This window comes from Pseudomonas sp. GCEP-101, from assembly GCF_025133575.1.
GTDB classification, from domain to species: domain Bacteria; phylum Pseudomonadota; class Gammaproteobacteria; order Pseudomonadales; family Pseudomonadaceae; genus Pseudomonas; species Pseudomonas nitroreducens_B.
The window spans coordinates 4,228,027-4,249,939 of record NZ_CP104011.1; the positions used below are offsets into that span (position 1 = coordinate 4,228,027).

Here is a 21,913-nt window from a genome sequence, read left to right on the forward strand (position 1 = left end):
GGCGCTGGGGCGAGGTATCGCAACGGCTGTGCCAAGGCTAGGTTGTTTATGCAACCTACTGAATTTAAAAGAATTGATTGATTTTTAGCAGATCGAGGAAGGAGGCCGCTGTCGCACATTGCGACAGCGGCTGAGACGCAGGGCGCCCGCATTGCAGAAGATGGCGTTCGAGGTGGGGGCCATTTCACCCGGGAGCCTCGCACCGGGGGAGCCGTAGGAGCGGACTCCGTCCGCGATGGGTTTCGTGCGGTGCGGTTCGCGAGCAAGCTCGCTCCTACGAAGAGCTGGTCCGCCAGAGCCTGTAGGAGCGAGCTTGCTCGCGAACAGACGCGGCACCGGCCCTGCCGGAGGATCGCGGACGGAGTCCGCTCCTACGAGAGCCGGACCTGCGGGCGCACAACCGCGAACGGTTGCACGCCGGCGGGGCTCAGCCGTGGTTGATATCCCGATCCTTCGTCTCCGGCAGGAAGAAAATGCCCAGGATGGCCGTCATCACCGCGATGACGATGGGGTACCAGAGGCCGTAGTAGATGTCCCCGGTGGCCGCCACCATGGCGAAGGCGACGGTGGGCAGGAAGCCGCCGAACCAGCCGTTGCCGATGTGGTAGGGCAGTGACATCGAGGTGTAGCGGATGCGCGTCGGGAAAAGCTCCACCAGCCACGCGGCGATCGGCCCGTAGACCATGGTCACGTAGATCACCAGCACCGTCAGCAGCACCAGCATCATCAGGTGGTTGATCTTCGCCGGGTCGGCTTTTTCCGGGTAGCCGGCTTCCTTGAGCGAGGCGGCCAGCTGCGCGGTGAAGGCTTCGGACTGCGCCTTGAAATCCGCCGCCGGCATGCCGGCCCCTTCGAAGCTGGCGATGACCTTGTCGCCGATGTGCACCTGGGCCAGCGCACCGGTCTCGGCCTTGAGGTTCTCATAGGGGATGGCGCGCTTGGCCAGCAGGCTCTTGGCCATGTCGCAGGAGCTGACGAATTTCGCCTTGCCCACCGGATCGAACTGGAAGGAGCAGGCGCTCGGGTCGGCCACCACGGTTACCGGGTTCTTCTCCTGGGCGGCGAACACGTCCGGGTTACCGAACTGGGTCAGGCCGTGGAAGATCGGGAAGTAGGTCAGCGCGGCGAGGATGCAGCCGGCCATGATGATCTTCTTGCGGCCGATGCGGTCGGACAGGCTGCCGAAGAACACGAAGAACGGGGTGCCCAGCAGCAGGGAGCCGGCGATGAGCAGGTTGGCAGTCTGCGCGTCGATCTTCAGCGTCTGCAGCAGGAAGAACAGCGCGTAGAACTGCCCGGTGTACCAGACCACGGCCTGCCCGGCGGTGCCGCCGAGCAGCGACATGATCACCACCTTGAGGTTCTCCCAGCGGCCGAAGGACTCGGTCAGCGGTGCCTTGGACGCCTTGCCTTCCTCCTTCATCTTCATGAACACCGGCGACTCGGAGAGTTGCAGGCGGATGTACACCGAGACGATCAGCAGCAGGATCGACAGCAGGAAGGGAATCCGCCAGCCCCAGGCCTCGAACGCCTCGGTGCCGAGTACGGTGCGGCAGGCCATGATCACCAGCAGCGAGAGGAACAGGCCCAGGGTTGCGGTGGTCTGGATCCACGAGGTGAAGAAGCCGCGCTTGCCCTTGGGCGCGTGTTCCGCGACGTAGGTCGCCGCGCCGCCGTACTCGCCGCCTAGCGCCAGGCCCTGCAGCAGGCGCAGGGTGATCAGGATGATCGGCGCGGCCACGCCGATGGTGGCGTAGGCGGGCAGCAGGCCGACCACGGCGGTGGAGACGCCCATGATGATGATGGTGATGAGGAAGGTGTGCTTGCGCCCGATCATGTCGCCCAGGCGGCCGAACACGATGGCGCCGAAGGGCCGTACCGCGAAGCCGGCGGCGAAGGCCAGCAGGGCGAAGATGAAGGCGGTGGTTTCATTGACCCCGGCGAAGAAGTGCTTGGCGATGATCGCCGCCAGGGAGCCGTAGAGGTAGAAGTCGTACCACTCGAACACCGTACCCAGGGAGGAGGCAAAGATGACCTTGCGCTCCTCCTTGGTGATCCCGCTGTGAGGAGCGTTGCCCGCGGCCGGGCTGTATGTCTGCGCCATGTTCGTCTCCGTCTTGTTGTTGTTTTGGGCCGGAGTCCCTCAATACCGTTACCGCACTCGAGCCCAGGGCTGATGTCAGGTCGTACGGATTGCGCAAAGCCTGAAGACAGATGGCCCCGCGACAAGTCGCAGGGTCATCTGAAAGCATAATCGTTCTCACGCATCTGGCCACCCGCGGGGCCTGCTGGCGCCACGGCTGGCGCGGATTGACGCCTGTCCTGGCCAGGCGGTGGCGCGCAAGGCGTCTGGCTGGCGCCTCGGCGTTGGCGACTTCCTCAATGGCGGCGCTCGCAATTAGACCATCGTCTATGCCGGCCGGGTCTGTTCCGCGGTGCCCGGCCGCCGCGATCCGTCCCGGTGTCGCTGCCGGTCACGGCCAATGCGCCATACTGCCTCAGGGTGTTTCACGGCCCTGTCTCAGAGTTAGACAGCAATCGCGAAATGTGACGGCGCAACCTCGACGTCGTGCTGCGCGAGCGCCGGTAGATGCCGCCCGAGGCCTGATCCGGCGTGGCCTGTGCAGTAGTGGCACACAACCTGCAAAACCGCTTTCAAGAGCTAGCTCTTAGCCCATCGGTGGGCGCCAATAACCAACAAGAATACCGAGGAGGCCTGACCTTGAAGATGACACGACTTCGGCACTATCTGGGTGCCGGAACCCTGGCCGCACTGGCCCTTGCGCTGCAGCAGACGGCCCAGGCCGCCCCCGAAGGCCAGGCGATCATCAGCGCCAAGTGCCAGGCGTGCCACACGCCCGAAGGCAACGATTCCCTCAGCCGTATCAGCCACCAGCGCAAGACCCCCGAAGGCTGGCTGATGAGCATCGCCCGCATGCAGGTGATGTATGGCCTGAAGATCACCGACGACGAGCGTCGCTCGGTGGTCAAGTTCCTCGCCGACAAGCAGGGCCTGGCGCCGAGCGAGACCGAAGGCGTGCGCTACGCCCTCGAGCGCCGGCTCAACACCGTCGAGAAATTCGATACGAACTTCGAGCAGATGTGCGCCCGCTGTCACTCCGGCGCGCGCATCGCCCTGCAGCGCCGCCCGGCGGCGGAGTGGGAGAAGCTGGTGAACTTCCACCTGGGTCGCTGGCCGTCGCTGGAATACCAGGCCCTGGCCCGTGACCGTGACTGGTTCGACCTGGCGAAGAAAGAGATGGTCCCGGAACTGGCCAAGCGCTACCCGCTGGACAGCAAGGCCTGGGCCGACTGGCAGAAGAACCGGCCCAAGGCTGAATCGCTGGCGGGCAACTGGAGCTTCGCCGGGCACATGCCGGGCAAGGGCGATCTGGCCGGCAGCATGAACGTGACCCAGGATGGCGACGACGCCTTCAAGGTCAGCGTCAAGGGCCAGTACGCCGATGGCTCGCCGTTCAGCGGCGAGGGCAGCGCGGTGCTCTACAACGGTTACGAATGGCGCGGCGCGGTGACGGTCGGTGACGTGACCCTGCGCCAGGTGTTCGCCGCCCTCAACGGCCAGATGCAGGGCCGCATGTTCGACAAGGCCCACGACGAGCGCGGCCTGGACTTCGTCGCGGCGAAGGACGGCACCAGCCGCGTGCTGGGCGTGCAGCCGGCCTACATCAAGGCGGGCGTGGAGACCGAAGTGAGCGTGGTCGGCACCGGCCTGAAGGGCAAGCCGTCGTTCGGCAAGGGCGTGGAGGTGGTGTCGGTGGTGTCCGAGACGCCCGAGCGCGTGACCCTCAAGGTCAAGGCCGGCGATGCGGCGGCCGCCGGCGAGCGCGACGTCAGCGTTGGCACCGCCAAGGGCGGCAGCCTCGCGGTGTACAAGGACATCGCCGAAGTGAAGGTGGTGCCGGAGTTCTCCATCGCCCGCATCGGCGGCAATGGCGGCTCCACGCCCAAGGTCCAGGGCAGCTTCGATGCCGAGGCCTGGGGCAAGGGCGCCGATGGCAAGCCGTTCCGCATCGGCGTGTTCCCGGCGCAGTGGTCGGTCGAGCCCTTCGACGATCGCGCCAAGGAAGACCAGGACGTGAAGTTCGCCGGTGTGATGGACGCCGACAGCGGCATCTTCACCCCGGGCGATGCCGGCCCGAACCCGCAGCGCAAGATGATGACCAACAACGCCGGCAACCTGAAGGTGATCGCCGCGGTGGACGACGCCGGCCAGTCGCACAAGGGCGAAGGGCACATGATCGTCACCGTGCAGCGTTGGAACAACCCGCCGATCCCGTAACCGTCGGGAGCGGATGAACTGAATGCGTGAGGCCCACCTGCGGGTGGGCATAACAAGAAAGTTCCGGGAGGTCGCCATGGGCGCCATCTTGAATCTGGTCGAACGCAACCTGCATGAAGTGCAGGTCGACGCCGACCGCCTGTTGTTCCACATCCCCAGCTCCTCGCTGTTCGCCAGCGACGAGCTGACCGGCGGGATCATCGACGCGCTGCGCGGGCATGCCTGCTCGCCGGACGAGCTGACCCAACGGCTGGGCGGTCGCTTCGCCGCCGAGGACATCGACGAGACCCTGCGCGAGCTGATCGCGCTGGAACTGGTCAGCGACGGCTCGCCGCTGACCCCTGAAATCGGCATCAAGAAGGTTGATCGCACCGCGCTCAACACCGTGGTGCTGAACGTCAACACCGGTTGTAATCTCAGCTGCACCTACTGCTACAAGGAAGACCTGGACAAGCCGTCCGCCGGCAAGAAGATGGGCGCGGAGACCGCCGAGGCCTCGGTGGAAATGCTGATCCAGGAGTCCCCCGACGAGCCGCGCTACACCGTGGTGTTCTTCGGTGGCGAACCGCTGTCCAACCGCCCGCTGATCGAGCACATGGTCGCCTACTGCGAGCGTCGTTTCGGCGAGCTGGGCAAGACGGTGGACTTCGTCATGACCACCAACGCCACGCTGCTCACCGAGGAGATCGTCGACTGGCTCAATGCCCATCGCTTTGGGCTGTCCATCAGCATTGACGGGCCGAAGACGGTGCACGACCGCAACCGCATCACCGTGGGCGGGCAGGGCACCTATGACGTGGTGCGGCGCAAGGCCGACATGCTGCTCTCGCGCTACACCGCGCGGCCGGTCGGCGCGCGGGTGACGCTGACCACCGGCGTCACCGACGTCGAAACCATCTGGAACCACCTGTTCAACGAGATGGGCTTTGCCGAAGTCGGTTTCGCGCCGGTCACCTCCGGCGACATCAGCAGCTACAACCTCACCGGGGAGGAGCTCAAGGACGTCTTCGCCAACATGAAGGCCCTCGGTCGCCGCTACCTGGACGAGGCGCTGCAGGGGCGCAACATCGGCTTCTCCAACCTGCACCAGCTGATCACCGACATCCACGAAGGGCAGAAGAAGGCCCTGCCGTGCGGCGCCGGCCTGAAGATGCTGGCGGTGGACCACAAGGGCGAGCTGAACCTGTGCCACCGCTTCACCGGTTCCTCGCTGCCGACCTTCGGCAACGTGCATGAAGGGGTGAAGCAGGCCGAGCTGAACGAGTTCCTCTCGCAGCGCCTGGACCGCACCGACACCGGCTGCGCCAGCTGTCGCATCCGCAACCTCTGCTCCGGCGGCTGCTACCACGAGAGCTACGCGCGCTACGGCGACCCGGCGCACCCCACCTACCACTACTGCGAACTGATGAGGGACTGGGTCGACTTCGGCATCGAGGTCTACAGCCGGATCATGGCCTCCAACCCCAGCTTCATCGACCGCCACATCACACCGCGGAAGGCGCACTGACATGAAACATCTGAAAGCGATCAACACCAAAGCACAGAAGCTCGAACAGGCCGCCGCCGAGGATCGCATCGAGGACGTGGTGGCGATGAACTCCGTGGCCGGCTGCGCGGCCACCACCGACCCGGGCTGGGAAGTCGACGTGTTCGGCGGCGTGTCCTCGCTGTGCCAGCCGATGGAAGCGGACCTCTACGGCTGCTCCGACCCCTGCTGGTGGCCGGCCCAGGTGCCGGACATGATGAGCACCTACCCCGACTGGAACAAGGATGCGCAGGCCTCGGCCGAGAACTGGCGCAACCTCGGCACCGTATTCCCGGACGACAAATGATCGCCCTGAAACACATGGGACAGAAGAACAAGAGGAAATCCTGCATGTCCAGACAAGCATTCGCCGCCACGCTCGGCGGTCTCTCGCTGGCCTGCGCGCTGCAAGCGGTCGCCGCCGATGCCGGCAGCGATGTGAGCAAGGCGCTGCAACGTGGTCACGAGTACCTGATCAGCACCAACTACCCGAACAACCTGCATGTCATCGACATGCAGACCGACAAGCTCTACAAGACCTGCACCATCCCCGGCGCCTACGGCCCGGGCATGACCCAGCTGTCGCCGGACCGCAAGGTCGCCTACATCCTCAGCAACCACTACGCGGACATCTACGGCATCCAGCTCGACGACTGCAAGCCGGTGTTCCACGCCACCATCGCGCAGAAGCCGGGCGAGAACGCGCGCTCGATGTTCTCCATGACCGTCAGTCATGACGGCAAGGAGATCTACGCCATCGCCAACCCCACGCTGATCCTTGCCGAGCACTACGAGGTGCAGCAGCCGCGCCTGCAGGTGTACTCGGTCGCCGACGGCATGGACGCCAAGCCCGTGCGCACCTTCCCGGCGCCGCGCCAGCTGACGATCATGCAGACCGGCGACGACGGCACCCTCTACGTCGCGGGCCCGGACATCTACAAGGTGGACGTGAAGACCGGCAAGTTCGACGTGGCGATTGCCAGCCGCAACTGGAAGCGCCCCAACTACGCGCCGCCAGATGTGCTCTACGTGTGGAACCAGCAGACCTACCCGCGCGACTTCTCGCTGCTCTACACCACGGCGAAGTTCAAGGACGCCAAGCAGGACATGGCCACCGCCGAGTTCCTCTACGGCTTCTTCAACATCGATCTGGCCACCGGCAAGACCGAGACCGTCGACTTCGGCCCGGTCACCGAGGTGTATTTCAGCGGCATGCGGTCGGCCAAGGACCGCAACATCGTCTACGGCGTGCTCAACCGCCTGGCGAAGTACGACATCAAGCAGCAGAAGCTGGTCAAGGCGGCGAACCTGGACCACTCCTACTACTGTCTGACCACCAACAAGGCCGGCAACAAGCTGTACCTGACCGGCACCCTGAACGACGTGGCGATCTTCGACGCCGACAGCCTGGAGCGCATCGGCGATCTGAAGCTGCCCGGCGGCGACATGGCAATCACCACCAGCCAGGCGTTCGTGGCCAACTGAACGCTGTCTGATTGACGAACTGCCCCGGAGCATTCCCGTGCTCCGGGGCAGTGTCGTTTCCGGCTCAGATCTCCGGTTCCGGGCTCAGGTACCGCTGCGCGCCGCAGCGCACGCAGCGCTGGCACAGCATCGGCACGCGACCGACCTCGGTGAGATTCCCTTCATCCCAAACGCATCCCAGGAAAAAGCAGCGCAATCGCATGTGTCCTCCTCCGGATCGCTCCGGTTCGTAGACAGGCAGGGTGCAGGTGACGCTCCGGGATTGTTCTTGTGTGGAGACGCCCACGAGCCTCTCGCGGGCGCTCTGGAATGGGCAACCTAAACTGCCCGGTGGCGCGTAACGCTCGTCGCACTAAGCTTTCCACTGCCTCTCTGGCCGTTTGTCAGCGCTGAACCACAGGCCTTGACAGATAATATTATGAGCATAATATTCACCTTCAGATGACGGCCATCATTCAAATGGCCGGACATTCCTGACGGCCAACCGGCCCACTCAATCCTGCAAGCGGGGCGAACGCCTCCCTGGAGAAAGAACCATGAATGCCAAATCCGAACTGGGCCGCGCACTGATCACCGGTGCTTCCTCCGGCATCGGCGCCACCTACGCCCAGCGCCTCGCCGCCCAGGGCTACGACCTGCTGCTGGTGGCCCGCGACCAGCGACGCCTGGAGGCCCTGGCCGCGCGCCTCGGTGAGGAATATGGCGTCTCGGTGGACGTGCTCAAGGCCGACCTGACCCGCCGCGAAGACCGCGCCCGCGTCGAGGCGCGTCTGGCCGAAGACGCCAGCATCAGCCTGCTGCTGAACAATGCCGGCGTGGCGATCAACGGCACCCTGCTGGAGACCGACCTGGACCGCCTGGAAAGCATGATCGAGCTGAACGTCATCGCCACCGCGCGCCTTGCCGGCGCCGCCGCCAAGGCTTTCGCCGGGCGCGGCCGCGGCACCATCATCAACGTGGCCTCGGTGCTGGCCCTGGCGCCGGAGCTGTTCAACGGCAGCTACAGCGCGACCAAGGCCTTCGTGCTGAACCTGACCCAGTCCATGCAGCAGGAACTGGCGCCGCTGGGCCTGCGCATCCAGGCCGTGCTGCCCGGCGCCACCCGCACCGAAATCTGGGACCGCGCCGGCACCGACATCGGCTCCTTGCCGGCGGAAATGCTGATGGACGTGAACCACATGGTCGACGCCGCGCTGGCCGGCCTGGCCCAGGGCGAAGTGGTGACCCTGCCGGCGCTGCCGGACGCGGGCGAATTCGAAGCCTTCACCGCCGCGCGCCTGAAGATGGCGCCGAACCTGTCGCGCAGCGCCCCGGCGCAACGTTATGGCGTGGTAGTGGCGTAACCGAGCAACAGAGTGGCGAAAAGCTTGCCCCGGCCTCGCGCCGGGGCTTTTTTATGCGTGGCTTTCGAGGTGGCGGGTCATGGCCGCTAGGGGGGAGCATCCGCGCTCGGATTGGCCCTCACCCTAACCCTCTCCCAGAGGGAGAGGGGACTAGTCGGTGTGAAGTGGAACCACAGCGTCAGCCGGCACGGGCGGCTCCCTCTCCCTCCGGGAGAGGGCTGGGGTGAGGGGAATACGCAGGCACAAACTTTTCGAAAGAGATGATTGTTCCTGCGGCAATCACTCCGCCGCACCAATCTCCCGCTTCAGATGCCGCCGCGTGCTCTCCAGGATGCGGTCGGACATCGCCGGGTCGGCCACGCTGCGCGACAGCACCAGCGCCCCGATCAGGGTCGCGAGCAGGGCGACGCTCTCATCCTCGGCATGCTCGCTGGGCAGCGCCTTCTCGATGGCGTCGATGCGCGCCTGGACGATGGCGTCGGTCGTCGCACTGGCGTTGCCGCGCGCCCCCAGTTCGGCCGAGATGGTCGGCAGCGGGCAGCCCTTGCCGGGCGTGTTGCGGTGGCCGGGGGAGAGGTACTGGTCGATGAAACCGGGCAGCGGATCGGCCTTGGCGAACTGCTGGTCGACGATCGGGCGCAACTGCTCGGCGGCCTGCTGCAGGGCGATCTCCACCAGTTCGTCCTTGGATTTGAAGTGCGCGTAGAAGCCGCCGTGGGTCAGGCCCAGCGCCTTCATCAGCGTCTGCAGGCCGGTGGCGTCCACGCCTTCGCTGCGAAAGCGCTGCGCCGCCTCGTTGATGATGCGTTCGCGGGTCTGGGCCTTGTGGTCTTCGGAGTAACGCATGACCGGTCTCCTGCGGATCATGGAATGCTGGCTGTCATTCTAACGCAGGGCGGGCGCGGGGAGGTGATTCAGGGCAGGAACGGCGGTGGGGCTGGCTGTAGGAGCGAGCTTGCTCGCGAACCGCTCAACCGCGGGTTTGCCGGTCAAGCAATGTTCGCGAGCAAGCTCGCTCCTACAGCGGTAGCCCTCAGCGAACGGCTTCGAGCAGCGTCGCCACACCCTGGCCGCCGCCGATGCACTGGGTAGCGATGGCGTAGCGCCCGCCGGTTTCCTTCAGCAGCGCCGCCGCCTTGCCGGTGATGCGCGCGCCGGTGGCGCCCAGCGGGTGGCCGATGGCGAGGGCGCCACCGTGCAGGTTGACCCGATCGATATCCAGCTCCAGCCCGCGCAGGCAGGCCAGCGCCTGGCTGGAGAAGGCCTCGTTGATTTCCACCAGGTCGATGTCGGCCATGCGCAGGCCGGCGCGGTCGAGCAGCTTGCGGGTCGCGTAGAGTGGCCCCATGCCCATGATCTCCGGCGGGCAGCCGACCACCGCCACCGTTTTCACCCGCGCCAGGATGTCCAGCCCGTGGGCGCGGGCGAAGTCCTCGCTGCACACCAGCACCGCCGCCGCGCCATCGGTCAGCGGCGAGGCGGTGCCGGCGGTGACGCTGCCGCCGAAGGCCGGCTTGAGCTGCGCCAACGCTTCCAGGTTGGTGCCGGGGCGGATGCAGCCGTCCTCGCCGACCACGCCGGTGGGCGTCTCGATGGGCACGATCTCCGCCGCCAGCAGGCCCTGTTCGCGGGCGCGTGCGGCCTTGGCGTGGGAGTCCACGGCCATGGCTTCCTGGTCTGCGCGCGAGATGCCGAAGCGTTCGGCGACGATCTCGGCGGTCTGCCCCATGGGCATGTAGGCCTGCGGGAACTCCGCCAGCAGGTGCGGGTTGGGCGACAGGTTGAAGCCGCCCATGGGCACGCGGGTCATGGATTCCACGCCCGCGCAAATGAACGCGTCCCCCGCACCCAACTGGATCTGCCCGGCGGCGAAATGGATGGACGTCATGGACGAACCGCAGAAGCGGTTCACCGTGGCGCCGGCCACCGTTTCCGGCAGCCCGGCGAGGAAGCCGGTGATGCGCGCCAGGTTCATGCCCTGTTCGGCTTCGGGGTAGGCACAGCCCATGATCAGGTCCTCGATCAGCCGGGCATCCAGGCCGCTACGCGCGACAAGGCCTTTCACCGTTTGCGCGGCGAGGTCGTCCGGGCGCACGTCGATCAGCGCGCCTTTCTTGGCGAAGTGGAACGGGGAGCGGGCATAACCCGCGATGACGACGGAAGTCATGGTCGTTCTCCTGGAGGATCAGCGCCCGAGGATCAGGCAGGTGGTGGAGCCGGTGGCGTACAGCCGTCCGTCCACGTCATAGAGGCGGCCCTCGGCGAGGGCGGTGGAGCGGCCGATGTGCACCAGCGTGCCTTCGGCGCGGATCGGCCCGGTGTCGCGGGTCAGCGCGCGGATATAGCTGATGCGCAGGTCGGCGGTGGTATAGCCCAGCCCCGGTTCGAGCATCGTGTGCACCGCGCAGCCCATGGCCGAGTCCAGCAGCGTGGCCGCGTAGCCGCCGTGCACGGTGCCCAGCGGGTTGTAGTGGCGCAGGTCCGGGGTGCCCTGGAAGACGAAGCGGCCCTGGCTCCATTCCAGCGGGACGAAGCCGATCAGCGCATTGATCGGCGGGGCGGGCAGTTCACCCGCGCCGATGCCATCGAAGAATTCCTGGGGCGTCTTGCCGCGCAGTTCCTGCAGCGACACTACGCCGGGCTCGGCGAGACGCTGGCGCATCTGCGCCGCCGCCGCTTCCCAGGCGGCAATCTTCTGTTCGCGGGTCAGTGTCAGCTCGGTCATCGCAAGGCTCCAATCAAATATTACGATCATCATACTATCATTGGATGATACTCGGCATATAAGTGACGGAAGCGCCAAGCAGCAGGGCGGAAGCGACAGCAGGAGACGGGGAAGGAGGAAAGAGAAGTGGCTGGCGGAGCGTGCTCCGCCAGCGCGAGGAGGCTTACTCGGCGGTGGCCGTGATGCTGGCCGCGCGCGCCTGGCTGCGCTGGGCCTTGTACTGCAGGGCGACGGCGGGCACCGGCGAGGCGACGCCGGTTTCCACCCAGCGGCGAATGCGCGCGGCGTCGGCCACGTGGGTGCGCTTGCCGAAGGCATCGAGCAGGGCCAGGGCGACCGGGCGGCCGTTCATCATGGTGACCATCACCAGGCAGTGGCCGGCGTCGTTGGTGAAGCCGGTCTTGGTCAGGCGGATGTCCCATTTGCCGCTGCGCACCAGCGGGTTGGTGTTGAAGAAGCTCAGGGAGTAGCTGGGCTTGCTGAAGCGCGCATCGCTGGTCGCCGTGGTGCTCAGCTGGCGGATCTGCGGGTAGGTGTAGGCGGCCTTGGCCAGGCGGATCAGGTCGTTGGCGTCGGAGACGTTGTGGATCGAAAGGCCGGTGGGCTCGACGTAGTGCGTGCTGGTCATGCCCAGGGATTTCGCCTTGGCGTTCATCGCCGCGACGAAGGCCTTCGAGCCGCCCGGGTAGTTGTGGGCGAGGCTTGCAGCCGCGCGGTTTTCCGAGGACATCAGCGCCAGCAGCAGCATGTTCTCGCGGCTGATCATGCTGCCCAGGTGGACGCGGGAGAACACGCCCTTCATCTCGGCGGTCTCGGAGATGTCCACGGGGATCAGCTCGTTCATCGGCAGCTTGGCGTCCAGGGTGACCATGGCGGTCATCAGCTTGGTCACCGAGGCGATGGGCACCACCAGGTTGGGATTGCTGGAGTACAGGGTCTTGCCGTTCTCCAGATCGACGACCAGGGCGCTGCCGGAGGCGAGTACCAGCTCCTTGGGCGAGGCCGCCTTGGCGGGGGAGGCGGCGAAGGTGTTCGATGAACAGACAACAGCGGCACAGGCAAACAGCAGGCTCAGTATCGAACGACGACTAGGCATGGATGTGATTCGCAAGCATGAGGTGGGAATGTGTCTACATCCATGTAGGCATTTTCGGCGAATTCTAATGCAACGTCTGCCGCCGCGCACCTGGCGCGGGGCGTCTCAGATTGCGACGCCGTGAGACGTGCCAGAAGTCCTGCCGGCAAGGCCGCGCTCTGCACAGCCATGGCGGCGCGGCAGCTTGCCCGAGCTGTTGCGAAATGCAACCGGAACGGCGTCCCGTCCAGCGTCTTGAAACTGCCTCTACGCCGCGCCAAATCGGGCATGCAGGGCCTCTGGCACGTTTTGTGAGTGACTATTCTGCTTGAAGGGAGGCCCCGGCCTGTCGTGCTGTCGATGGTCGGGGTTGCGTTTACCTTTACGTTAACGTAAACATGTTTCGCAGCCCTCGACCGGTCAGTCACCGTCGCGGCAGGTTGGCTCGCGGTGCCTGGCACCGCTGCCCGAGCCGATCGTTCAGCGTTGATCCCAGAACAAGCACAACAAGGGAAAGCCATGAACCACCTGAGTTACACCCGCGGCCCGCAGGACAAACCCCTGCTGGCCATGACCGTCGGCGCGGCCTTCGACGCGACGGTGGAGCGCTTCGCCCAGCGCGAGGCACTGGTCGTGCGGCACCAGAGCCTGCGCTACACCTGGGCTGAACTGGCCGAGGTGGTCAATGGCGTCGCCCGCGCGTTCCTCGCCCTCGGCCTGCGCCCCGGTGATCGCCTGGGGATCTGGGCGCCCAACTGCGCCCAGTGGTGCATCACCCAGTTCGCCAGCGCCAAGGTCGGCGCCGTGCTGGTCAACATCAACCCGGCCTACCGGGTCAACGAGCTCGAGTACGCGCTCAAGCAGTCCGGCTGCCGCTGGCTGGTGTGCGCCGATGCCTTCAAGACCTCCGATTACCACGGCATGCTCGCCGACCTGCTACCCGAGCTGGGGCAGGGCAGGCCGGGCGAGCTGTCCAGTGACCGCCTGCCGGAACTGCGCGGGGTGATCAGCCTGTCCGACACCGCGCCCGCCGGCTTCCTGCGCTGGAGCCAGCTGGAGCCGCTGGGTCGCGGCATCGCCGCCGCCGAGCTCGCCGAGCGCCAGGCGCTGCTGCAGTTCGACGAGCCGATCAACATCCAGTACACCTCCGGCACCACCGGTTTTCCCAAGGGCGCCACGCTCAGCCACTACAACATCCTCAACAACGGCCTGATGGTCGGCGACAGCCTCGGCCTCACCGAACACGACCGTCTGGTGATCCCGGTGCCGCTGTACCACTGCTTCGGCATGGTGATGGGTAATCTCGGCTGCCTGACCCACGGTTCCACCATGATCTATCCCGCGCCCAGCTTCGAGCCCGAGGCGACCCTGGCGGCGGTGGCGCAAGAGAAGGCCACCGCGCTGTACGGCGTGCCCACCATGTTCATCGCCGAACTGGACCACCCGACCCGCCGCGACTTCGATCTGTCCAGCCTGCGCACCGGCATCATGGCCGGCGCCACCTGCCCGATCGAAGTGATGCGCCGGGTCATCGACGAGATGCACATGGCTGAGGTGCAGATCGCCTACGGCATGACCGAGACCAGCCCGGTGTCCCTGCAGACCGGGCCGGAAGACGACCTGGAAACCCGCGTCACCACCGTCGGCCGCACCCAGCCGCACCTGGAAAGCAAGATCATCGACGCCGATGGCCGTATCGTCCCGCGCGGCACCATTGGTGAGCTGTGCACCCGTGGCTACAGCGTCATGCTCGGCTACTGGAACAATCCGCAGGCAACCTCCGAGGCGATCAGCCCGGCGCGCTGGATGCTCACCGGTGACCTCGCCGTGATGGACGAAGCCGGCAACGTGCGCATCGTCGGGCGCAGCAAGGACATGATCATCCGCGGCGGGGAGAACATCTATCCGCGGGAGATCGAGGAGTTCCTCTACACCCACCACGCCGTCGCCGACGCCCAGGTCATCGGCATCCCCGACGAGAAGTACGGCGAGGAACTGGTGGCCTGGGTCAAGTTCCATCCCGGTCACAGCGTCGCCGAAGAGGAGCTGCGCGCCTTCTGCAAGAACGCCATCGCCCACTTCAAGGTGCCGCGGCACTTCCGCTTCTGCGACGAGTTCCCGATGACGGTGACCGGCAAGATCCAGAAGTTCCGCATGCGCGAGATCAGCATCGAAGAGGTGCGCAGCAAGCGTGGCTGATCGTTTCGGGCCGGCCCGCGCCCTGGTGCCCTCACGTGAAGTCGGGGCGCCATGGGCGTAGAGAAGGGCACCATCTCCATCCGTCTGGTCAGCGAGGCGCTGGCCGAGTTTCGTCGCGCCGGCCGCGACGACGGCCCGCTATTGGCCGCCGCCGGCATCGCCCCCGAATTGCTTGGCAAGCCTTACGCGCGGGTGTCCTGCCAGGTCTACGCACGGCTCTGGTTGCGCCTGGCCAGGGAAATGGACGACGAGTTCTTCGGCATGAATGCCCGGCGCATGAAGTCGGGCAGCTTCAACTTCATGGCCGCCGCGGCCGTCCGCGAGCCGACCCTGGAAGCGGCGCTGAATGCCGCGCTGCGCTTCATGGGGCTGGTGTTCGATGACTTCACCCCGCGCCTGACCCGCCAGGACGGTCTCGCCGGCATCGTTCTCGACGAGCCCGAAGGCCCGGCGCCGCGCGCCTTCTGCTACTTCACCCTGTGGTTGATGCTGCACGGCCTGGCCTGCTGGCTGGTGGGCCGGCGCATTCCCATCCTCGCCGTGGAGCTGCGCTGCCCGCAGCCGGATTTCATCGCCGACTACCGGGTGATGTTCACCGAAAACCTCCACTTCGGCCGCCGCCAGTCGCGCCTGCTGTTCAACGCCGAAGCCCTGGGCCTGCCGGTGCGCCGCGACGAGCGCGAGCTGCGCCGCTTCCTGGGCGGCGCGCCGGCCAACATCCTGGTGCGCTACCGCGACCCGCAGAGCCTTGCCGCGCGCACCAAGGCCTACCTGCGCAGCCTCAAGTTCGAGCGCTGGCCCGACCTCGACGCCCTGGCCGGGCACTTCTACATGGCGCCGTCGACCCTGCGCCGCAAGCTCGCCGCCGAGGGGCAGTCCTACCAGGCGCTCAAGGACCAACTGCGCCGCGACCTGGCCATCGCCCGGCTGGACAGCGGCGACGGCAACTTCGCGGACCTTGCCGAGGAGCTGGGTTTCGCCGACACCAGCGCGTTCTACAAGGCCTTCCGCAAATGGACCGGATCCACGCCCGGGCAATACCGCGCGCTGATTCGCCAGGAGCCCTGATATTTAAGGGCCAGGCTCAAGTGGCCGCCTTTGAAGCCGATACAACAACACAGAATTGCTCACGCACAAGGACGCCCCGCCATGCCCCTGTCCCGCCTCTCGATCCAGTGGAAGATCACGCTACTGACCGGTCTCTGCCTGCTCTGCATCGTCAGCCTGCTGGTCGGCCTCTCGCTGCTGCGGATGAACCATGATGCACAACTGATCAAGGCGGCCAACGCGGACATGCTCAAGGACGCGGCCAAGGCGCGGATGCAGGCGCGCAGCGAGCAGCAGGCGGAGATCATCCAGCGCTTCTTCACCGACGTGTACCTCTTCGGCAACCAGTTCTCGCGCCAGGTCGCCCAGTTGCGCGAGCAGACCACCCGGCACGGCGTGGACGCCGCCAGCGTGCGCAAGGACCTCAACCAGCTGGTGCGCGACGGCCTGAAGAGCAACCCGAACCTGCTCAGCCTCTACGTGGTGTTCCAACCCGATGCGCTGGACGGCCAGGACGCCAGCTTCCATGACCAGGCCGATGCCGGCAGCAACGAGAAGGGCCGCTTCGGCGCCTACTGGGCGCAGAAGGCCTCCGGCGAGATGACCGGCCTGGCGGTGACCGAGGAGATGATCGCCGACACCTCGGCCATGCTCGACGGAAGCCCCTTCAACACCTGGCAGCTGTGCCCGCTGCAGACCCGCAAGGCCTGCGTGCTCAACCCGTATTTCGACAGCGCCTCCGGCACCAAGGTGCTGATGACCACCGTGACCCTGCCGCTGATCGACCAGGGCAAGGTCATCGCCGTGATCGGCATCGACATCAGCCTCAGCCGCCTGCAGCAGCTCGCCGTCGACGGCGACCGCCAGCTCTACGACGGCGCCGGCAGCGTCAGTATCGTCAGCCCGGCCGGCCTGCTGGCGGGCTACAGCAGCGACGAAGCGCTGCTTGGCCAACCGCTGGCCAAGGCCATCCCCGGCCAGGCGGCCGAGCTGCTGAGCCTGCAGGCCGGCGGACGACCGCAGGTTCTGGAGCACGACGGCCAGCTGCGCGTGGTCGAGCCGCTGCTGCCGATCCCGGATGCCACCAAACCCTGGGCCGTGGTGCTCGACGTGCCGCAGGACGTGCTGCTGGCACCGGCGCTGGAGCTGCAGAAACAACTGGATGAGCGCAACTCCAGCGGCGCGCTGTGGCAGACCCTGTTTGGCCTGATCGCCGCCGTGGTCGGCCTGCTGCTGGTGTGGCTTACCGCCCGCGGCGTGACCCGGCCGATCCTCGGCGTCGCCGCCATGCTGCGCAACATCGCCAGCGGCGAAGGCGACCTGACCAAGCGCCTGGACTACAGCGGCAAGGACGAGCTGGGCGAGCTGGCCGGCTGGTTCAACCGCTTCCTCGACAAGCTGCAACCGATCATCCGCGACGTGAAATCCTCCGTGCAGGACGCCCGCGCCACCGCTGACCAATCCTCGGAAATCGCCAGCCAGACCAGCGCCGGCATGCAGCAGCAATTCCGCGAAGTCGACCAGGTGGCGACCGCCTCCCAGGAAATGAGTGCCACCGCCCACGACGTCGCCAACAGTGCCGCCATGGCCGCCGATGCCGCCCGCGGCGCCGACGGTGCGACCCGTGACGGCCTGAGCGTGATCGACAACACCACCCGCCTGATCGACGAGCTGGCCAGCGACATGAGCAGCGCCATGAGCCAGGTCGAAGGCCTGGCGGCGAGCAGCGAGCAGATCGGCTCGGTGCTGGACGTGATCCGCGGCATCGCCGAGCAGACCAACCTGCTGGCGCTCAACGCCGCCATCGAAGCGGCCCGCGCCGGGGAAGCCGGGCGCGGCTTCGCGGTGGTCGCCGACGAGGTGCGCAACCTCGCCAAGCGCACCCAGGATTCGGTGGAGGAAATCCGCCAGGTGATCGAAGGCCTGCAGAACGGCACCCGCGACGTGGTCGGCGCCATGAGCAACAGCCACCGCCAGGCGCAGGACAGCGTGAGCCAGGTCGAACAGGCCGTGGCCGCGCTGCAACGCATCGGCGAGGCGGTCAGCGTGATCACCGACATGAACCTGCAGATCGCCAGCGCCGCCGAGGAACAGAGCGCGGTGGCCGAGGAGATCAACCGCAACGTCGCCGGCATCCGCGATGTGACCGAATCGCTGTCGAGCCAGGCACAGGAATCGGCGCAGGTGAGCCAGTCGCTGAACAAGCTGGCGAACCACCAGCAGGGATTGATGGATCAGTTCCGCGTCTGAGCCTCCCGAACCCTGTAGGAGCGGGCCATGCCCGCGATCCGCCGGTAACGCCGGCGCCAGATCCGGTTCGCGAGCAAGCTCGCTCCTACAAGAGCAAGGCAGTACCTGTGGGAGCGAGCTTGCTCGCGAACCGCACGGCACGACCCCATCGCGGACGAAGTCCGTCCCTACGCGACGCCCACCCTCCAAACGCCCTTGCTGTCCAATCCGCTCATCCAGATTGGCGGCTTTCGACATTGCCCGCACGCCAGCGCAGCGGGAACATCAGGGAACTCCACACAAGAACAAACCCAGGAGTTCCGCGATGCGTTCCCATACTGCCGCCACGGCCGAGTTCGACTACCGCGCCACTGCCGACGCCGTCCTGGCCGGCAACCTCGATGCCCTCAACGCCTGTGTCGAATGCTGCGACCGCCATGCCATTCCCGGCCGCGTCGCGCTGTTCTGGGAGGGCAAGGATGGCGACAGCGCCTCCTATACCTTCACCCAGCTCAAGGAACTCTCCGGCCGCTTCGCCAGCTTCCTCCACGGCCTGGGCGTGCGCCCCGGCGATGTGGTCTCCGGCATGCTGCCGCGTACCCCTGAACTGCTCATCGCCGTGCTCGGCACCTGGCGCCTGGGCGCGGTCTACCAGCCGCTGTTCACCGCCTTCGGGCCCAAGGCCATCGAACACCGGGTCAAGCTGGCCGGCAGCAAGGTGGTCGTCACCGACGGCGCCAACCGCGGCAAGCTCGACGAGGTGCCCGACGCCTTCGCGCGGGTGACGGTCGGTGGGCCGAAGGGGCAGGGCATCCGCCACGGCGACTACAGCTTCTGGGCCGAACTGGAGCGTCATTCGCCGGACTTCGAACCGGTGTTGCGCAGCGGCGAAGACCCCTTCCTGCTGATGTTCACCTCCGGCACCACCGGGTTGGCCAAGCCGCTGGCCGTGCCGCTCAAGGCCATCGTCGCCTTCGTCGGCTACATGCGCGATGCGGTGGGCCTGCGCGAGGAGGATTCGTTCTGGAACCTCGCCGATCCGGGGTGGGCCTACGGTCTCTACTACGGCGTCACCGGTCCTCTGGCCATGGGGCACCCGATCACCTTCTACGAAGGTGCCTTCACCGTGGAGAGCACCTGCCGCATCGTGCGCAAGTACGGCATCACCAACCTGGCCGGCTCGCCCACCGCCTACCGCCTGCTGATCGCTGCCGGCGAGGCGGTGTCCAAACCGCTCAGGGGCCGTTTGCGCGCGGTGAGCAGTGCCGGCGAGCCGCTGACGCCGGAAGTGATCCGCTGGTTCGCCAGCGAGCTGGGCGTGACCATTCACGACCACTATGGCCAGACCGAGCTGGGCATGGTGCTGGCCAACCACCACGAGCTGGAGCATCCGGTGCACCTGGGCGCCGCCGGCTTTTCCATCCCTGGCCACCGCGTGGTGGTGCTGGACGAGCAGGGCAACGAGTTGCCCGCCGGCCGACCCGGCGTGCTGGCCCTGGACCGCCGCCGCTCGCCGCTGATGTGGTTCGCCGGCTACCAGGGCATGGAAACCAAGGCCTTCGTCGGCGACTACTACCTGAGCGGCGACACCGTGGAGCTGAACGCCGACGGCAGCATCAGCTTCGTCGGCCGCGCCGACGACCTGATCACGACCTCCGGCTACCGCGTCGGCCCGTTCGACGTGGAGAGCGCGCTGATCGAGCACCCGGCGGTGATCGAAGCGGCGGTGATCGGCAAGCCGGACCCGGAGCGCACTGAACTGGTCAAAGCCTTCGTGGTGCTCTGTTCGTCCTTCCGGCCGGGCGCGGAGCTGGCCGAGGAACTACAACAGTACGTGCGCAAGCGACTGTCCGCGCACAGCTACCCGCGGGAAGTGGAGTTCGTCGACGAACTGCCCAAGACCCCCAGCGGCAAGATCCAGCGCTTCCTCCTGCGCAATCAGGAGATCGCCAAGCAACGCGAGGCCGCCGAAAAAGCGGCGGCTCACTAGGTACAGCGGAGAGACTTCATGCAGATCCAGAACAAGGTATTCCTCATCACCGGCGGCGGTTCCGGCCTCGGCGCGGCCACTGCGAAGCTGCTGGTGAGCGCTGGCGCCAAGGTAGTGCTGGCCGACGTCAACGCCGAAGCCGGCACGGCCCAGGCGGCGGAACTGGGTGAGGCGAATGCGCGTTTCATCCGCACCGACGTGTGCAGCGAGGCGGACGGCAAGGCCGCCGTGCAGCTCGCCCTGGATGCCTTCGGCGCATTGCACGGCCTGGCCAACTGCGCGGGCGTCGCGCCGGCCGAAAAAGTCATCGGCCGCAACGGCGTGCATGGGCTGGACAGCTTCACCCGCACCATCAACATCAACCTGATCGGCACCTTCAACATGCTGCGCCTGGCCGCCGAGGCCATGGCGAAGAACGAGCCGGACGCCGGCGGCGAGCGCGGCATCATCATCAACACCGCCTCGGTGGCCGCCTTCGACGGGCAGATCGGCCAGGCGGCGTATTCCGCCTCCAAGAGCGCGGTGGTCGGCATGACCCTGCCGATTGCCCGCGAACTGGCCCGCTCGGGCATCCGCGTGATGACCATCGCCCCCGGCATCTTCGAGACGCCGATGATGGCCGCCATGCCCCAGGAAGTGCGCGACTCCCTCGGCGCCAGCGTACCGTTCCCGCCGCGCCTCGGTCGCCCTGACGAATACGCCGCGCTGGCCCGCCACATCATCGAGAACAGCATGCTCAACGGCGAAGTGATCCGCCTCGACGGCGCCATCCGCATGGCCGCGAAGTAAGGAGGAGAGAACCATGAACGATCCCATCGTCATCGTCAGCGCCACCCGCACGCCCATGGGCGGCTTCCTCGGCGACTTCAAGGACGTCACCGCCGCCACCCTCGGCGCGGCCGCGATCCGCGCGGCCGTCGAACGCGCCCGCCTGGGCGCCGAAGAGGTGGACGAAGCCGTGCTCGGCTGCGTCCTCGCCGCCGGGCAGGGCCAGGCGCCGGCGCGCCAGGCCGTGCTGGGCGCGGGCCTGGCGCGCGGCACGCCGTGCTCCACGGTGAACAAGATGTGCGGCTCGGGCATGAAGGCCGCGATGATGGCCCACGACGCCATCCTCGCCGGGAGCGCCCGCGTCGCCCTGGCCGGTGGCATGGAGAGCATGTCCAACGCGCCCTACCTGCTGGAACGCGCCCGCAGCGGCTACCGCATGGGCCACGGCAAGGTGCTCGACCACATGTTCCTGGACGGCCTCGAAGACGCCTACGACAAGGGCCGCCTGATGGGCACCTTCGCCGAGGATTGCGCCGAGAAATACGGCTTCACCCGCGAGCAGCAGGACGACTACGCCATCGCCTCGCTGACCCGCGCGCAGAAGGCCATGAGCGAAGGCCGCTTCAAGGACGAGATCGTCGCGGTGACGGTCAAGTCCGGCAAGGAGCTGCGCGCCATCAGCGAAGACGAGCAACCGCCCAAGGCCAGGCTGGACAAGATTCCCACCCTGAAACCGGCGTTCCGCGACGGCGGCACGGTGACGGCGGCCAATGCCAGCTCCATCTCCGACGGCGCCGCCGCACTGGTGCTGATGCGTCTGTCGGAAGCCGAAAAGCGCGGCCTGACACCGCTGGCGGCGATCCGTGGGCATTCGTCCTATGCTGACGCGCCGAATCTGTTCCCCACCGCCCCGGTGGGCGCGGTCGAGCGCCTGATGCAGCGCACCGGCTGGTCGCTGGGCGATGTCGACCTGTTCGAGGTCAACGAGGCCTTCGCCGTGGTCGCCATGGCCGCGATGCGCGACCTGGACATTCCCCACGACAAGCTCAACGTCCACGGTGGCGCCTGCGCCCTCGGCCATCCCATTGGCGCTTCCGGCGCGCGGGTGATCGTGACCCTGCTGTCGGCGCTCAAGCAGTACGACGTCAAGCGCGGCGTGGCATCGGTGTGCATTGGTGGCGGCGAAGCCACGGCCATCGCGGTCGAGCGCCTGGCCTAAGGAGCGAG

16 protein-coding genes and 2 pseudogenes are annotated in these 21,913 nt (G+C 66.7%); 12 read left to right on the forward strand and 6 right to left on the reverse strand.

Translation table 11 applies throughout. The annotated features are described in order from the left end of the window. Positions 1 to 427: 427 nt before the first annotated feature. Positions 428 to 2,104, reverse strand: coding sequence for an MFS transporter (locus N0B71_RS19405; protein WP_259754335.1), 1,677 nt, complete (start codon positions 2,102 to 2,104; stop codon positions 428 to 430). A 624-nt stretch (positions 2,105 to 2,728) separates the two neighbouring features. On the opposite strand from N0B71_RS19405, the gene peaA reads away from it, so the two are divergent. The 4 genes from peaA to peaD all read left to right on the forward strand — a co-directional run bounded on the left by peaA (position 2,729) and on the right by peaD (position 7,310). Then, the gene (gene peaA / locus N0B71_RS19410) at positions 2,729 to 4,300 is read left to right on the forward strand and encodes a quinohemoprotein amine dehydrogenase subunit alpha (RefSeq protein WP_259759620.1); all 1,572 of its coding nucleotides are present in this window, start codon (positions 2,729 to 2,731) and stop codon (positions 4,298 to 4,300) included. Between the two features lie 76 nt (positions 4,301 to 4,376). Then, positions 4,377 to 5,807: a quinohemoprotein amine dehydrogenase maturation protein gene (peaB, locus tag N0B71_RS19415; RefSeq protein WP_259754336.1), complete on the forward strand. Its 1,431-nt coding sequence runs from the start codon at positions 4,377 to 4,379 to the stop codon at positions 5,805 to 5,807. A 1-nt stretch (position 5,808) separates the two neighbouring features. Then, positions 5,809 to 6,132, forward strand: a complete 324-nt coding sequence (gene qhpC, locus N0B71_RS19420) for a quinohemoprotein amine dehydrogenase subunit gamma (RefSeq protein WP_015477047.1) — start codon at positions 5,809 to 5,811, stop codon at positions 6,130 to 6,132. Between the two features lie 44 nt (positions 6,133 to 6,176). Continuing rightward, positions 6,177 to 7,310, forward strand: coding sequence for a quinohemoprotein amine dehydrogenase subunit beta (gene peaD, locus N0B71_RS19425; protein ID WP_259754337.1), 1,134 nt, complete (start codon positions 6,177 to 6,179; stop codon positions 7,308 to 7,310). Between the two features lie 64 nt (positions 7,311 to 7,374). Here the strand turns inward: peaD and N0B71_RS19430 are convergent, their stop codons facing one another. Beyond that, on the reverse strand, positions 7,375 to 7,512 hold the full coding sequence (locus N0B71_RS19430; RefSeq protein WP_259754339.1) for a PSPA7_2676 family Cys-rich small protein: 138 nt from the start codon (positions 7,510 to 7,512) through the stop codon (positions 7,375 to 7,377). A gap of 334 nt (positions 7,513 to 7,846) precedes the next feature. On the opposite strand from N0B71_RS19430, the gene N0B71_RS19435 reads away from it, so the two are divergent. Next, the gene (locus N0B71_RS19435) at positions 7,847 to 8,653 is read left to right on the forward strand and encodes an SDR family NAD(P)-dependent oxidoreductase (RefSeq protein WP_259754341.1); all 807 of its coding nucleotides are present in this window, start codon (positions 7,847 to 7,849) and stop codon (positions 8,651 to 8,653) included. Between the two features lie 279 nt (positions 8,654 to 8,932). On the opposite strand, the gene N0B71_RS19440 is transcribed toward N0B71_RS19435, so the two are convergent. From N0B71_RS19440 to pbpG, 4 genes are all read right to left on the reverse strand, one after another. After that, positions 8,933 to 9,499, reverse strand: a complete 567-nt coding sequence (locus N0B71_RS19440) for a TetR/AcrR family transcriptional regulator (protein ID WP_259754342.1) — start codon at positions 9,497 to 9,499, stop codon at positions 8,933 to 8,935. Positions 9,500 to 9,686: 187 nt separating this feature from the next. Continuing rightward, positions 9,687 to 10,820, reverse strand: a complete 1,134-nt coding sequence (locus N0B71_RS19445) for a thiolase family protein (protein WP_259754343.1) — start codon at positions 10,818 to 10,820, stop codon at positions 9,687 to 9,689. A gap of 18 nt (positions 10,821 to 10,838) precedes the next feature. Continuing rightward, a complete protein-coding gene (locus tag N0B71_RS19450; RefSeq protein WP_259759621.1) occupies positions 10,839 to 11,315 on the reverse strand; it encodes a PaaI family thioesterase in 477 nt (158 codons plus the stop codon). A 226-nt stretch (positions 11,316 to 11,541) separates the two neighbouring features. Further along, positions 11,542 to 12,474, reverse strand: coding sequence for a D-alanyl-D-alanine endopeptidase (gene pbpG / locus N0B71_RS19455; protein ID WP_259754344.1), 933 nt, complete (start codon positions 12,472 to 12,474; stop codon positions 11,542 to 11,544). A 498-nt stretch (positions 12,475 to 12,972) separates the two neighbouring features. Here pbpG and N0B71_RS19460 point away from each other — a divergent pair, with 498 nt between their 5' ends. From N0B71_RS19460 to N0B71_RS19485, 7 genes and pseudogenes are all read left to right on the forward strand, one after another. Beyond that, the gene (locus tag N0B71_RS19460; RefSeq protein WP_259754345.1) at positions 12,973 to 14,652 is read left to right on the forward strand and encodes an AMP-binding protein; all 1,680 of its coding nucleotides are present in this window, start codon (positions 12,973 to 12,975) and stop codon (positions 14,650 to 14,652) included. Positions 14,653 to 14,703: 51 nt separating this feature from the next. Further along, entirely contained in the window at positions 14,704 to 15,720 is a 1,017-nt protein-coding gene (locus N0B71_RS19465; protein WP_259754346.1) for an AraC family transcriptional regulator, read from the forward strand. A 252-nt stretch (positions 15,721 to 15,972) separates the two neighbouring features. After that, positions 15,973 to 17,043, forward strand: a pseudogene (locus N0B71_RS28305) (PDC sensor domain-containing protein); the annotation flags it as partial. 393 nt (positions 17,044 to 17,436) lie between these two features. Continuing rightward, positions 17,437 to 17,949, forward strand: a pseudogene (locus N0B71_RS28310) (methyl-accepting chemotaxis protein); the annotation flags it as partial. Positions 17,950 to 18,253: 304 nt separating this feature from the next. Continuing rightward, positions 18,254 to 19,918 (forward strand): acyl-CoA synthetase, encoded by a 1,665-nt coding sequence (locus N0B71_RS19475; protein ID WP_259754348.1) that lies wholly within the window; start codon positions 18,254 to 18,256, stop codon positions 19,916 to 19,918. 18 nt (positions 19,919 to 19,936) lie between these two features. Next, a complete protein-coding gene (locus tag N0B71_RS19480) occupies positions 19,937 to 20,707 on the forward strand; it encodes a 3-hydroxyacyl-CoA dehydrogenase (protein WP_259754349.1) in 771 nt (256 codons plus the stop codon). Positions 20,708 to 20,720: 13 nt separating this feature from the next. Next, on the forward strand, positions 20,721 to 21,905 hold the full coding sequence (locus tag N0B71_RS19485; RefSeq protein ID WP_259754350.1) for an acetyl-CoA C-acyltransferase: 1,185 nt from the start codon (positions 20,721 to 20,723) through the stop codon (positions 21,903 to 21,905). Positions 21,906 to 21,913: the final 8 nt, after the last annotated feature.